This window comes from uncultured Parolsenella sp. (assembly GCF_934660935.1).
Taxonomy (GTDB): Bacteria; Actinomycetota; Coriobacteriia; order Coriobacteriales; family Atopobiaceae; genus Parolsenella.
On record NZ_CAKUIH010000003.1, the window covers coordinates 85,691 to 99,446 of the forward strand.

Consider the following 13,756-nt stretch of genomic DNA (forward strand, 5'->3'; position numbering starts at 1 on the left):
AAGGCCCGGGCCAAGGGTACGGCCCGAGATAGCCCCGGACCGAGTGGGCGCTACCTGTTGGCGCGAAGGTCCTCGACGTGGACCGTGACGTCTGCGTTGTCGATCTCCGCGACCTCCTTGAGCGTGAAGCGAACAGCGCTCTCGAGGTTGCGGGAGACGCTCGCCATGTTGACGCCCTGCTCGAGGACGGTGTGGAGGTCGACCTTGACGCGACCATCCACCACGGTGACGTCGATGCCCTTGCGGAGGCTGCCGAGCGACAGCAGGCGAACGATGTTGTCCTGGGCATCCGTGTAGGCCATGCCCACGACGCCGTAGCACTCGAACGCGGCGTAACCGGCGAGGTCAGCGATGACGTCGTTAGAGACCCGGAGGGTGCCGGGAATGGGATCGGCCATGCGTCTCTCCTCTCGTTTGGCCGGCTGCACCGGCCACCAAGCCACCGGGAAGCCGGCGGCCCATGAGATTTCATAGGTAGAAGGAAGTATAGCGCGAAGCCAGGCGACGGCGCGCGGCAGCTGTGCGAGACCTGCGTATCGCCACGTCCGCACCCGAGCGGCACCCGGCCCCGCCCAAAAGAACCGTTCCGGGAAAGAGCCGGCACGTTCGCCGCTTCTTTTTCATGTTCACTCTTTACAGACTCCTTACACATGTGAACACTATTCGTGAACAAAGGCTCGCGCTTGCACGTAAGGACACACGTATGAAGGTCTACGAAGGTTCCATCCTCACGGTCAACGCCACGGACGACGTGGCGCGCTACCTCGTCGAAGACGGCGGACGCATCGTCTACGTAGGTAATAACCTGCCCGAACGCTACGCCACCGGCGAGCGCGTCGACCTTGCCGGCCGCGCCCTCTGCCCGAGCTTCGTCGACACGCACGAGCACCTCGCCAGCTTCGCCACGTTCAACGCCGGCCTCAACGTCATGGACGCCCGCACGAACGCCCAGATCTGCGAGATGGTGAGCGAGTTCGCCGTCAGGTCATCCGCCAAGACCCTCATCGCCTTCGGCGCCTCGCCCTACTCCGTCGAGGAGGGCCACCTCGTCACGCGCGAGGAGCTCGACGCCGTCTGCCCGGACCGCCCGCTCATGATCGTGAAGTACGACGGCCACGCTTGCGTCGTCAACACTCCCCTGCTCAAGAAGGTCGAGGATAAGGTCTCCGTCCTCCGCGGCTACCACCCGGACACGGGCGAGATGAACCAGGAGGCCTTCTTCGCGGTCTCGAACTTCATCACTGATTCGCTCTCCATCCCCGAGCTCGTCAGGAACATCCAGCACGCGATGGACTACCTCGCCAGCAAGGGCATCGGCATGGTCCACGACGTCTCGGGTGTCGGCTTCACCGGCGACCTCGACATCTCGCTCGAGCAGTGGCTCGCCAAGAGCGCCCAGAGCGGCTTCCAAATCCGCGTCTTCCCGCAGTCGCTCGACCCGAAGGTCGCCACCAAGCGCCACCTGCCGCGCATCGGCGGCTGCTTCGCCTGCGCGCTCGACGGCTGCTTTGGCTCGAAGGACGCCGCGATGCACGAGCCCTATGAGGGCACCGACGACAAGGGCGTCCTCTACTACACCGACGAGCAGGTCCTCGAGTTCTGCCGTGCCGCCAACCGCGCCGGCCTCCAGATCGAGGTCCACGCCATAGGCGACGCCGCGTTTGACCAGGCGGCCCGCTGCCTCGCCCGCGCGCTCGACGAGTTCCCGCGCGAGGACGCCCGCCACGGCATCATCCACGATGACCTGCCCACGCCCGAGGGCATCGCCCTCTGCGCGAGCCACGGCATCCACTTCCCGATGCAGTCCTCCTTCATCGACTGGCCGCAGGAGCCCGAGTCCTATCTCGTCGAGCTCCTCGGCGAGGAGCGCGTCGGCCGCCTGAACCCGCTTCGCGACATCGCCGACGCCGGCGTCGTGATCTCCCTCGGCTCGGACGCGCCCTGCACGGACCCCGACCCGATCCTTTGGCTGCACCGCGCCTGCAACAACAGCACGCCCGGCCAGTCTCTCACCATCCGCGAGGCGCTCAGGGCCGCGACCTACAACGGCGCTTGGGCCACCTTCGACGAGCACGACCGCGGTTCTCTCGAGGCCGGCAAGCTCGCCGACATGGTGATTCTCTCCGAGAACCCCTACGAGGTGCCCACCGCTGAGCTCCAGCGTATCAAGGTCGAGGAGCTTCTCCTCCAGGGTCGCCCGTATCGCCCGCAGCGCCAGGGCGTCGCCGCCGCCATCGCGCGCGGCATGCTCGGCCACGGAGTCTGCTAGCCCGCCGCTCCGCACCCACCCGCCATCACGCCCAAAACCTGAAAAAGGGACTGTCCCTTTTTCAGGTTTCCAACAAACGAAGGACCGTCAATGATTTCGCACATCCAGTTCCGCGTTCTCTCCTCACTGGCCACCAAGCCCGCGACCACGCAGCGAGACATCGTTGCCAACGCCGGCGTCTCGCTCGGCTCGGTCAACAAGGCCGTTCGCGCGCTGACGGAAGCCGGCCTCGTCGCGAGCGACCTTTCCATCACCGACGCCGGACGCGAGGCGCTCGAGCCGTTCCGCGTGCGCGGCGCCGTCATCCTCGCCGCGGGCATCGGCAGGCGCTTCGCCCCGCTGTCCTTCGAGCGCCCCAAGGCGCTCTTCCGCGTGAGGGGCGAGGTCCTCATCGAGCGTCTCATCCGCCAGCTGCGCGAGGCGGGCGTCGAGGACATCCACGTGGTCGTCGGGCCGATGAAGGAGAGCTTCTACTACCTCGAGGACAAGCTCGGCGTGAAGCTCGTCCAGACGACGGAATACGCCACCAGGAACAACCACGCGTCGCTCTGGAGCGCGCGCAGCTTCCTTGGCAACACCTACGTGTGCCCGGCGGACCAGTATTACGAGGAGAACCTCTTCCACCCGTACGAGTACCGCTCCAGCTGCGTGGCCGTGCGCACCCAGGGCAAGGGCGCCAAGCAGGCATTCGACCTCGGCGCCAACGACCTCATCGTCGCCGCGCGCAAGGACACCGACGTCGCCTGGCGCATGGAGGGCCCGGCCTACCTCGACCAGGACTTCGCCGACGACTACCTCGACATCCTCGAAGACGAGTACAACCTCCCCGAGACCGAGGGCAAGCTCTGGGAGACCATCTTCATCGAGCACGTCGACGAGCTGCACATGTTCGCCCGCAAGCTCACCCGCGACACGATCCACGAGTTCGACTACCTCGGCGACCTCTGCGCCTTCGACACCGCCTTCATGGAGAACGTCGATTCCGCGATCCTCGACAACATCTGCCGCACGCTCAGCTGCGGCCGCGACGACATCACGGACGTCCACCCGCTCGATTCGGGTCTCACGAACCTGTCCGTCCTCTTCACCTGCAGGGGCGCGCGCTACGTCTACCGCCACCCCGGCGCCGGCACGGACGAGATCATCAACCGCGAGGCGGAGACCTATGCCCTCGGCGTCGCCTCCGACCTGGGTCTCGACTCGAGCTTCATCTACGAGGACCCCAAGACCGGCTGGAAGCTCAGCCGCTTCATCGAGGGCTGCCACGAGCTCGACTATGAGAACGAGGACGAGGTCAGGCACGCGCTCGAGATCGCGCGCTCGCTCCACGCGTCCGGCGCCACCTCGCCCTGGAAGTTCGACTTCTACGACGAGGCGAAGCGGATCTGGCACCTGCTCGAGGAGGAGGGCTGGCCGCTGCCTGCGGATTTCGACGAGCTTGCGGAGCAAATCGGCAAGCTCGTCGGCCCGATGCGCACCGGCGCCGGCGCCCCCGTCCTCTGTCACAACGACTTCTACGGCCCGAACCTCCTCGTTACCGGTGACGACATCTGCCTCATCGACTGGGAGTACGCGGCCATGGGCGACTACGGCTGCGACTTTGGCAACTTCATCGCACAGGGCTCGGGCTATAGCGTCAAGCGCGCGCTCGAGGTGCTGCCCTACTACTTCGGCCGGGAGGCGACCGACGAGGAGCTTCTGCACTGCACCGCGTGTGTGGCTGTCGTGGGCTGGTACTGGTACGTCTGGGCGCTCTTCAAGGAGTGCAAGGGCGCACCGGTGGGCAAGTGGACGCGCATCTGGTATGACGCCGCAAAGGATTTCAGTGCCGCCGCGCAGGAGATGCTGGACGAGAGCTGCAAGAACCTCCACGCCCTCACGCGCCCCGAGTTCGACACGCTCGTCGCCGTCGAAGGCGGGAGGGGCAACGAGGCGGACGCCTCCGTGCTTGCGCGACTCGCGGACGAGGGCCTCGTCAACCGCACGAGCGTGGGTGCCTCGCTCACCACGGCGGGCTTCATGTCACTCGAGCCCTATCGCGCGCGCCGAGCGGTCTTCTTCGCAGCGGGCTTTGGCTCGCGCATGCTGCCGATCACGGTCAACACGCCCAAGCCGCTCGTGCGCGTCCACGGCAAGCGCTTCATCGAGCGCCTGATTGACGCTGTGCTCGCCGCGGGCATCGAGGAGATCTACGTCATCCGCGGCTACCTGCCGGACGAGTTCGACGTCCTGCTCAAGCAATACCCCGGGATCCACTTCATCGACAACCCCATCTACGCCGAGACGAACAACATCTCCTCCGCCGTGGCGGCGGTCAAGGCCGTGCCCGAGTGCTTCCAGAACGCCTACGCTTTCGAGTCGGACCTCTACCTCACGAACCCGCGCTACATCAGCAAGTACCAGTATCGGAGCAGCTATCTCGGATTCCCCGTTGACGAGACGCTCGACTGGTACTTCGAGACGGACGAGAGCGGCCGCATCACGAAGCTCGCCAAGGACCTCGGCCACGACTGCTGGCAGATGGTCGGCCTCTCCTACTGGACGGCCGAGGATGGCGCCAAGCTCGCTCGCGACCTACCCGTCGCGTTCGAGATGTCTGACGAGAACCGCCAGATTTTCTGGGATGACGTGCCCTGTCGCGTCCTCGCCGAGAACTACGACGTGCACGTGCGCGAATGCGACCCCTCGCACATCATCGAGATCGACTCCTTCGCCGAGCTGCAGGAGGTCGACCCCGCCTACCGCCCGAGGAAGTAGGGCGCTCGCGACGGCGGGAGTTGACAAAGGGACAGTCCCTTTGTCAACTTTTCGCGAGGGCGGCTGGCGGGCGCGGGCGCCCTACAGCTCGCTGATACCCCGGCGTGGGGCGAACCGCAGTTCGCTGTCACCCCAGCGTGGGGCCTCTCAAATCGCCAATACCTACCTCTTGTAAGGTTTCGAGGCCGAAATCGAGCCCGATTCCTTACAAGAGGTAGGTTTTCGTTTCTAGTCGCCTAGTCGCGCGGTGCGACACGCGGCAGCCCGGCACGCGACACGCGGCAGCCCGGCGCGACATCAGCCTCGTCGCAGCCGCGTCGCTGCCGCGTCAGCTACTCGCAGGCAATCGCCGGGACGAGACGACCGGTGCGCTGTGAGCGCAGGCTGCAGAGTAGGTGCCAGAGGGGAATGAACCACAGGTAGACCGCGGTGACCCAGCAGGCCGAAGGGGCGCCGCACATCGTCATGACCGCGGTGCAGGCGATCGACCACGGCACCAGGGGCGATATGACCACGGCGGAGTCCTCGAGGGCGAGGGCCAGCGAGCGCTTGTTGGGCTCGACGTTCTCGCAGAGCTGGCTCGCAAGCATGATGCCGAGCGTCTGGTTGCAGGCAACCATGCTCGCCGGAACCGTCACCGCGAGGATCGCCCCGAAGGGGGTGATCCTGTCCGCGACCTCCTCCATATGGTTGCGAACACCATCAAGGAGACCGGTTCCCTCGAAGAGGCCAACGAAGGACGAGGCCAGGCACACGACGGCGGTCACGTTGAGCATCGAGACGACGCCACCGCCCGACATGAGCCTCGAGACAAGCGGGGTCGCGACGCGGAAGCCAAGCAGGCTGAAGGCAGCGACATCCATCGGCGCGATGCCGCGGAAAACAACGCACACGAGAGCCGCGACCGCGATGCTCGCCGCCATCGAGCGCTTCATGCCGATATGCATGAGCGGGAAAACGATGACGGGAACCACGGGGAGCAGGGCGACGATGCCCTGGTCGAAGTAGGCGGCCAGCACCGTGGCGGTCGACGCGGCGCCAAACGAGCCGCTCGGGCGAAGGAGCAGCCCCGCCACGGCATAGATCGCGACCGCGCCCGCGAAGGGGACCGCGGACGAGCGCATCATTGCCTTGAAGTTGTCAGACATGCTGGTGCCGGTGACCGAGCGGACGAGAAGGGCGCTCGAGCTCATCGGGGAGCAGCGGTCTCCAAAGTAGGCGCCGGCAAGCACCGCGCCGCCACAGACCAGCGGGTTCGCGCCCATGGAGTTCGCCATCGTCATGCTCACCACGCCCATCGTGGCAGACGTGCCAAACGCGGTGCCCGTGAGAAACGACATGAGCGAGCAGAGCAGGAAGACCGAGAGGGGCGCGGTTGCCGGAGTCACGAGTGGGGTCACCATGACCACTATCTGGGAGACCGTGCCACAGGCGCGCCACAGCGCCGTGAGGATACCGATGAGGACGAACGACTGGATAACGCCACTTGCGGAGTTAACGCCGTCCGCGCACATGCGAGCGAGCTCGCGAGCGCCGTGGCCACGATAGCGGCCATAGCCGCAGAACATGGCGAGACCCACAAGGAGCGCGAACGGCATGGGAACGCCAAGCGCCACGCAGGCGATGAGCTCCGTACAAAACGCTCCGAGAACCACGATCTCCGCCAAGACATCCTCCACATCCACGTCGCTGCGGGCCTCCCTCCGCCCGCTTGCCACCCCACTATGCGCCCCGATATCCACACGTTCAAACTGTTGCTTCTAGTGATTGCCACAATCTATACTTGTGGCCACGAGTTGACAAAGGGACTGTCCCTTTGTCACTTTTTCAATCGCGGGCATGCCAAAGGAAAACCTGAAAAAGGGACTGTCCCTTTTTCAGGTCGCGTGGGCGAGGAGGTGGGATGAACTTCCAGACGGCGGAGTACTTCAAGGCGATCGCGAAGGAGCGCAGCTTCACGAAGGCGGCGGAGCGGCTGCACGTGACGCAGCAGACGCTCTCCGCGCACATCGCCGGGGTCGAGCGCGAGCTCGGATGCACCCTGATCGAACGTTCCGTACCCTTGCGGCTCACGCACCAGGGTGACACCTTCCTCGCCTACTGCGAGCGCCTCTCCGCGGAGATGCGCAGCCTGAGGCGCCAGCTCGCCGGCGACTCCACAGAGCAGACCGGTACGCTGCGCATCGGCGTGTCCTTCACCCGCGGACGCGCCGTCCTCCCCCGCATCGCGTCAGTCCTCGGCAAGAAATACCCAAACGTCGCGATCAGGGTCCTCGAGAACGACAACGACGGCATCATGCTCGCGCTTGCGGAGGGCAAGCTCGACGTGGCGATTGGCGTCGCAGGACACCCCGTGCCCGGCATCGAGGCCACCCCGCTTTACCGCGAGCAGACAGCGCTCTTGGTGAGCGAGGAGCTCCTGCAGAACGTTGGCATCGACAAGCACGCCATCGCGGAGCCGCTCTCCGAGGGGGACCTCTCCCCTCTCACCACATGCCCGTTCGTGGCGAGCCCGCCGGAGGACGTCACGGGAATCATCGCGAGCGAGCTGTTTGGCAGGTCCGGATTCAAGCCGATCGTGCGCGCGAGCTCGCGCAACATGGACACGCTGCTGGCGCTGGCCCTGAACGGAATCGGCGCCTGCATCTGTCCCCTCAACCTGCTTGACGTCATCACGAGCAGGCTTCAACGCCGTGAGCTCTTGATATATGACTTGGGCCCGAGCGCGAGCTACCTAATCAGCCTCTGCCTGCCCGCGAGCCCGCAGCGTTGGCACGTCATCGACGAGTTCGCCAAAATCGCCTACGACTGCCTGTAGGGTTCGCCGCGCGTCCGTTACAAATCCACCTTCAACCTCCCAAAAGCGTTGCGCACGCACGCGCGGCGTGTCTAGACTAAAGCTGTCGAACAGGGTGCACTCGAAGGGCTAGGTGGCATGGGCGAAGAGACGAGCGCGATTCAGAGCGAAGAGACGAACGACAAGCACTCCGCTGGTAGCCGTCGCAGGCTCGACATGCTTCGCGGCTCGCTCTGGCGCACGATTCCCGCCTTCGCCCTGCCCGTCGCGCTCACCGGCATCCTCGAGCAGATGAGTTCCCTCATCGACACGATGATGGTCGGTCACCTCTCCGGCGAGGCCGGCCCTGCCGCCATGGCCGCCGTCGGCTCGAACACGCCCATCACCAGCCTCCTGCTCAACCTGTTCATCGGCATCGCGCTCGGCACGAACGTCGTCATCGCCAACGCAATCGGATCGGGCGACAAGGACACCGTCCACAAGGCGGTCCACAGCTCGGTCTCGCTCACCGCCTTTGGCGTCGTCGTCACGATCGTGGGAGAGTTACTCGCCGCGCCTCTCCTCCGCCTTCTCAACGTACCGCCCGAGAACCTCGGTCAGGCCCTCTCCTTCCTTCGCGTCTACCTGCTGGGCATGCCCTCTATCCTGCTCTACAACTTCGAGGCGGCAATCTTCCGCAGCGTCGGCATCACGAAGATGCCGCTCCAGGCGCTCGCGTTCTCCTCACTCGTCAACGTCGCGCTCGTGTTCCTGTTCATCCCCGTGCTGAACTTGGGAGTCGGCGGCGCCGCGGCGGCAACGGCGATCAGCTACACGATCAGCGCCGCCATCCTCTTCGTGCGCCTCGTGCGCATAGACTCACCCATCCGCCTGAACCCCCGCGAGCTTGGCATCGACCGTCAGGTCCTCGGGCGCATCGTGCGCATCGGCCTGCCTGCGGGCCTCCAGAGCGCGGTCTTCTCCCTCGCGAACATCGTCATCCAGGCCTGCATCAACAGCCTCGGCACCGAGGTCATGGCCGCGAGCTCGGCGGTCTTGTCGCTCGAGTACGTGGTCTACAACCTTCTGAACTCGTTCAGCCAGGCCTGCACCACCTTCGTGGGCCAGAACTACGGCGCCGGCCAGATCAAGCGCTGCAAGAAGATTCTGCTCATCGCATTCGCGGAGGCGGAGGTCGCAGAGCTTATCGTGCTCGCCATCCTGCTGGGATTCGGTAGGCAGATCATGGCAGCCTTCAATCCCGACCCCACGGTGGTCGAGCTGGGCTATCTGAGGATGTGCGTCCTGTTCCCGTCGTACATGTTCAGCATGGCATACGAGAACATGAGCGGCTACCTGCGCGGATTTGGCATTTCGCTGCCGCCGGCCCTCATCACGGCCATAAGCGTGTGCGGGTGGCGCTTCTTCTGGGTGAGCGTGGTCTTCCCCGCCGCACCCTCGTTCCTGAGGCTTCTGGCGATCTACCCCATCAGCCTTGGCTCCACGACGCTGCTCGTCTTCATCGCCCTGATGATCATCCGCCCAAGCAAGATCTACGCCCGTCGCGAGAAGGCGGCCGCCTAGTACGCCTCGATCTCGCGAATCATGACCTCGCGCCCGTGCAACAGATGCGTGCGTTCGCTGCCGCACGCGGGGCAGATGCGCCCGTGGGCAACGGTCCCGTACTCGGTCCCGCATGCCTCGCAGACGCTCGCCGCCTCCCTCTCGCAGACCTCGAGCTCACACCCCTCCATCATCGGCTCGCGCCTGCACGCCCACGTCCACGCGTCCTGGAGGAGGTCCGGCACCACGCCGGACACCTCGCCGAGGTCGAGCGTCACGCGCCGCACGGAGGTCAGCCCGTTGTCCGTCGCCGCCTTCTTGGCGTCGTCGATGATATAGAAGACGATTCCCAGCTCGTGCACGCGGCCCCCCAAGCGACGGCGCGCCCGCCCGGCACGAGGCGACGGGCGGGCGCTTGGCAAGGCCTACTTGCCCTTGCCACCAAACATAATCTTTACCTGGCGCTTTGCCGCATACTTAAGCAGGCTCGGCACCTTCTTCTCGTATTTGACCATCGTGGAGCACTCGGGCTTCTCGCGGAACAGGTGGATGGCGTCGAAGTCGCACTTCGTGGTACAGAGGCCGCAGCCAATGCACTTGTTGGGGTCGACCACCGACGCACCGCAGCCAAGGCAGCGCGCCGTCTCGGCCATGACCTGCTCTGCGGTAAAGGTGCGCACGTACTCGCCGAAGGGCTCGGCCTTCTCGCGGTCGTGGTCAATCGCAGGCTCCTGGCGAGCCGTCGTGTCATACGAGCCGAAGTCAACGTCGTCCCGATCGAGCGCTACGTAGCTGCGCTGGTTGCGGCCGATGGTGAGCGTGCCGCCCTGGACGAAGCGATGGATGGAGACCGCCGCCTCATGACCTGCGGCGATGGCGTCAATCGCGAACTTGGGGCCAGTGTAGACGTCGCCGCCCACAAAGACGTCAGGCTCTGCGGTCTGATAGGTCTTCGGATCCGCCACGGCACCGGAGCCGCGGCCGAGCTCGACGGCGCTACCCTCGAGCAGGTCTCCCCACACGATGGTCTGGCCGATGGACATGACCACCTGGTCGCAGGAAAGCTCGATGGTGTCGTCCTCGTCATACTCGGGAGCGAAGCGGCCGTCCTCGTCAAAGACGCGCGTGCAGCGCTTGAAGACGATGCCCGTCACGTGGCCGTCCCGCGCGAGGACCTCCTTCGGGCCCCATCCGCAGGAGAGGCGCACGCCGTCGGCCTCAGCCTCGGCAACCTCCTCGTTCGAGGCGGGCATGACATCTCGAGACTCGAGGCAGAGCATCTCGACGCTCTCCGCACCAAGGCGGGCGGCCGTCCGTGCGACGTCGATGGCGACGTTTCCGCCTCCCACGACGACGACCTTCCCGCTTACGGGTACTGCCTCGCCGCGGTCCAGCTGCTCCGTCGCGACTTCGCGAAGGAAGTCGACGGCAACCGTCACTCCCTCGGCATCCTCGCCAGGAACGCCCGCGAGGCGTCCGCCTTGGCAGCCGATGGCGACGTAGAAGGCCTTGAAACCCTGCTCGCGCAGCTCGGCGAGCGTGACGTCGCGGCCCACCTCCACGCCATAGCGGAACTCCGCGCCCATGGCCTCGATGACGTCAACCTCGGCCTGGACCACGTCCTTGGGAAGCTTGTATGCCGGGATGCCATAGGTGAGCATGCCGCCGGGGCGCTCGCTCTTCTCGAACACGACGGGCTTGTAGCCCTTCTCGGCGAGGTAAAAGGCGCAGGTGAGGCCCGCGGGACCGGCACCGACGATCGCAATCTTCTCCTCGAAGTCACCCTCTACCTTCGGGCGGACTTGGGGTGGGATGTAGCGCGTCTCGGCGTCGAGGTCGAGTTGGGAGATGAACTTCTTAACCTCGTCGATGGCAATGGCCTCGTCCACGCGCCCGCGCGTGCAGGCGTCCTCGCAGCGGCGATTGCAGATGCGGCCGCAGACGGCGGGCAGCGGGTTCTCGCGCTTGATGAGGGCGAGCGCCTCGGTGAAGCGACCCTGGGCCGCGAGCTTGAGGTAGCCCTGGACGGCGACGTGCGCCGGGCAGGCCGTCTTGCAGGGGGCGGTGCCCGTGTCGTAGGTCTCGATGCGGTTCTTGTTGCGGTAGTTGGGGCTCCACTTCTCCGGGCCCCACTTGACGGCATCAGGCAGCTCCTGGCGTGGATACTCAGGCACCTCGCCAGTCGACTTCTGGCACAGCTTCTGGCCGAGCTTCACGGCGCCGGCGGGGCAAACCTCGACGCATCGGCCACAAGCCACGCAGTTGGCGGGATCCGTATGGGCGACGTAGGCGGAGCGCGAGAGGTTGGGCGTGTTGAACAACTGCGAGGTGCGAAGCGCGTAGCAGACGTTCACGTTGCAGTTGCAGATGGCGAAAATCTTGTTCTCGCCGTCGATGTTGGTGATCTGGTGGACGAAGCCGTTATCCTCCGCGCGCTGGAAGATGTCGAGGGCCTCCTCGCGCGTGATGTAGTGGCCGCGGTTCGTCTCGACGACGTAGTCCGCCATGTCGCCGACGGCGATGCACCAGTCGTTAAAGTCATCGCCGCAGCCCTCGCCCATGCGCTGGCGACTCATGCGGCAGCTGCAGGCGCTGGCGGCGTATTTGCCGTCGTACTTGTCGAGCCAATGCTTGATGTGCTCGATGGAGATGGACTGGTTCTCGTGCTCGATGGCGCGCTCGACGGGAATGACGTGCATGCCGATGCCCGCGCCTCCGGGCGGCACGAGCGGTGTCGCGCGGGAGAGCGGGCCCTTCGAGGCCTGCTCGAAGAACTTGGCGAAGACCGGGTGCTCCTCGAGCTGGCTCCAGCGCATGTTGAGGAACTCCGCCGATCCCGGCACGAGCATGGGGAGAACCCACTGCTTCTCATGCTGGGGATTCTCCCAGTTGTATTCGAGGAGGCCCACGTAGGAGACCTCGTCGAGCATGGGTTCGAGCTTCTCCGCCGGGATGCCCGTCGCCTTGACGGCGGCCTCGAGCGTGTAGGGTTGGCGCATCTTGAGCTTGACGAGCATGTCAGCCTGCTCGTCAGTCGCAGCCTCTGCGAAGCTCCAGTACTCGTAGGGCAGGAGCTCGTCTTTTCCGAGGAGGCGGTTCGTGCAGTGCTTGCAGAGGGCCACGATGCTGGGGCGCGGGTTCTCCGGAAGCTCGGGGACGAACTCGGATCCGATGTCAGGCTCGGTGTAGGAAATGCCGGGGCCGTTAATGATCATGGTCACTCCTCTGGGTTGGGGCGTAAGGGGCGGATCTGGGAGACGGACGGACGCGTGCGCGCGGGTGTGCGGGCGCAGGCGTACGGATGGACGTGGGCGTGCGCGGACGACGGGGAGCCGGGCGTGCGCTTCCCGCGTGGCGCGCGGCGGACGTGGCGGATGACGTAGCCCGCCGCTACTCGCCTGGATAGTGCGGGGCCTCGCTGTTGGCCGGCGTGGCCTTCTCGAACGTGCCGGTCTTCCACGCGGCGACGGCGGTGCGCAGCCATGCCGCCCACGCGTCTGTGCCCTCCCCCGTCTTGGCGCTCATCGGGATGACCTTGGCACCGGGGTTTCGTAGGCGCACATTCTCCTCGCAGCGCGCGAGGTCAAAGTCGAAGTACGGCGCCACGTCCATCTTGTTGACGAGGACGACGTCGCAGACCTCGAACATCAGCGGATACTTGAGAGGCTTGTCGTCGCCCTCCGGCACGGAGAGGATCGCGACGTTCACGCTCGCGCCCGTATCGAACTCCGCCGGACACACGAGGTTGCCCACGTTCTCGAGAATCGCGAGGTCAAGGGGAGTCGTGCCCGCGGCCTCGGCAGCGGCCTCGAGCTCCGCGAGGCCCTGGCGGCACATAGCGGCATCGAGGTGGCACATGCCACCCGTGTGGAGCTGGATCGCCGTGACACCCGTCGCGGCCATGGCGCGCGCGTCGACGTCTGAGTCGATGTCCGCTTCCATGACACCGATGGAAAGGTCGCCGGCAAGGGCCTCGATGGTACGTGCGAGCGTTGTGGTCTTGCCCGAGCCGGGGCTGCTCATCAAGTTGAGCAGGAAGGTCTTGCGAGTACGGAGCTCGTCGCGGAGAGCGTCCGCCGCGCGGTCGTTGCTCGCGAACACGCTCTGTTTGACCTCGATAACGCGAACTTCACGCTCGCGCGCCTCCTTCTCGGTATCTTCCATGTCTCTCCCCTCGTAAGGCACGCTCATCCCCATGGGCACATGCGGGTGATTTACATAATCCAATTGAGTGTACAGGAGCAGGCGACATACGCCCGCAGGCAATCGCCAGACGGCAGAGACATAAATTGCCCGCCCCGCGCATGAACCGCGAGACGAGCAGCATGTCACATAGCTTGGACAATCAGTACAGGCTAGCTTTCGAAAACCGTAAGCTCTGAGCCATCCTC

General features: G+C 65.4%; 9 protein-coding genes. 4 read left to right on the plus strand and 5 right to left on the minus strand.

Going from position 1 to position 13,756, the window contains the following annotated elements:
- Window positions 1–50: 50 nt before the first annotated feature.
- Window positions 51–398, minus strand: a complete 348-nt coding sequence (locus tag Q0H23_RS02270; RefSeq protein WP_293813926.1) for an Asp23/Gls24 family envelope stress response protein — start codon at window positions 396–398, stop codon at window positions 51–53.
- 305 nt (window positions 399–703) lie between these two features.
- On the opposite strand from Q0H23_RS02270, the gene Q0H23_RS02275 reads away from it, so the two are divergent.
- Together Q0H23_RS02275 and Q0H23_RS02280 are read left to right on the plus strand one after the other, a co-directional pair.
- Window positions 704–2,269: an amidohydrolase family protein gene (locus Q0H23_RS02275; RefSeq protein ID WP_293835278.1), complete on the plus strand. Its 1,566-nt coding sequence runs from the start codon at window positions 704–706 to the stop codon at window positions 2,267–2,269.
- A gap of 90 nt (window positions 2,270–2,359) precedes the next feature.
- Window positions 2,360–5,026: an NTP transferase domain-containing protein gene (locus tag Q0H23_RS02280; RefSeq protein WP_293835281.1), complete on the plus strand. Its 2,667-nt coding sequence runs from the start codon at window positions 2,360–2,362 to the stop codon at window positions 5,024–5,026.
- Between the two features lie 332 nt (window positions 5,027–5,358).
- Here the strand turns inward: Q0H23_RS02280 and Q0H23_RS02285 are convergent, their stop codons facing one another.
- Entirely contained in the window at window positions 5,359–6,711 is a 1,353-nt protein-coding gene (locus Q0H23_RS02285; RefSeq protein WP_293835283.1) for a Na+/H+ antiporter NhaC family protein, read from the minus strand.
- A 218-nt stretch (window positions 6,712–6,929) separates the two neighbouring features.
- On the opposite strand from Q0H23_RS02285, the gene Q0H23_RS02290 reads away from it, so the two are divergent.
- Entirely contained in the window at window positions 6,930–7,844 is a 915-nt protein-coding gene (locus tag Q0H23_RS02290) for a LysR family transcriptional regulator (protein ID WP_293835285.1), read from the plus strand.
- 117 nt (window positions 7,845–7,961) lie between these two features.
- Entirely contained in the window at window positions 7,962–9,386 is a 1,425-nt protein-coding gene (locus Q0H23_RS02295) for an MATE family efflux transporter (protein ID WP_293835287.1), read from the plus strand.
- Here the strand turns inward: Q0H23_RS02295 and Q0H23_RS02300 are convergent.
- From Q0H23_RS02300 to hypB, 3 genes are all read right to left on the minus strand, one after another.
- Window positions 9,383–9,727 (minus strand): hydrogenase maturation nickel metallochaperone HypA, encoded by a 345-nt coding sequence (locus tag Q0H23_RS02300; protein ID WP_293813920.1) that lies wholly within the window; start codon window positions 9,725–9,727, stop codon window positions 9,383–9,385. The genes Q0H23_RS02295 and Q0H23_RS02300 overlap by 4 nt on opposite strands.
- Window positions 9,728–9,790: 63 nt before the next feature.
- Window positions 9,791–12,580, minus strand: coding sequence for an FAD-dependent oxidoreductase (locus Q0H23_RS02305; protein ID WP_293835289.1), 2,790 nt, complete (start codon window positions 12,578–12,580; stop codon window positions 9,791–9,793).
- Between the two features lie 175 nt (window positions 12,581–12,755).
- The gene (gene hypB, locus Q0H23_RS02310) at window positions 12,756–13,529 is read right to left on the minus strand and encodes a hydrogenase nickel incorporation protein HypB (RefSeq protein WP_293835292.1); all 774 of its coding nucleotides are present in this window, start codon (window positions 13,527–13,529) and stop codon (window positions 12,756–12,758) included.
- Window positions 13,530–13,756 lie beyond the last annotated feature (227 nt).

Coding starts and splice junctions, on each gene's coding strand:
- Q0H23_RS02270 (WP_293813926.1), bottom strand. CDS start 398: ATGGCCGATCCCATTCCCGGCACCCTCCGGGTCTCTAACGACGTCATC.
- Q0H23_RS02275 (WP_293835278.1), top strand. CDS start 704: ATGAAGGTCTACGAAGGTTCCATCCTCACGGTCAACGCCACGGACGAC.
- Q0H23_RS02280 (WP_293835281.1), top strand. CDS start 2,360: ATGATTTCGCACATCCAGTTCCGCGTTCTCTCCTCACTGGCCACCAAG.
- Q0H23_RS02290 (WP_293835285.1), top strand. CDS start 6,930: ATGAACTTCCAGACGGCGGAGTACTTCAAGGCGATCGCGAAGGAGCGC.
- Q0H23_RS02295 (WP_293835287.1), top strand. CDS start 7,962: ATGGGCGAAGAGACGAGCGCGATTCAGAGCGAAGAGACGAACGACAAG.
- Q0H23_RS02305 (WP_293835289.1), bottom strand. CDS start 12,580: ATGATCATTAACGGCCCCGGCATTTCCTACACCGAGCCTGACATCGGA.
- hypB (WP_293835292.1), bottom strand. CDS start 13,529: ATGGAAGATACCGAGAAGGAGGCGCGCGAGCGTGAAGTTCGCGTTATC.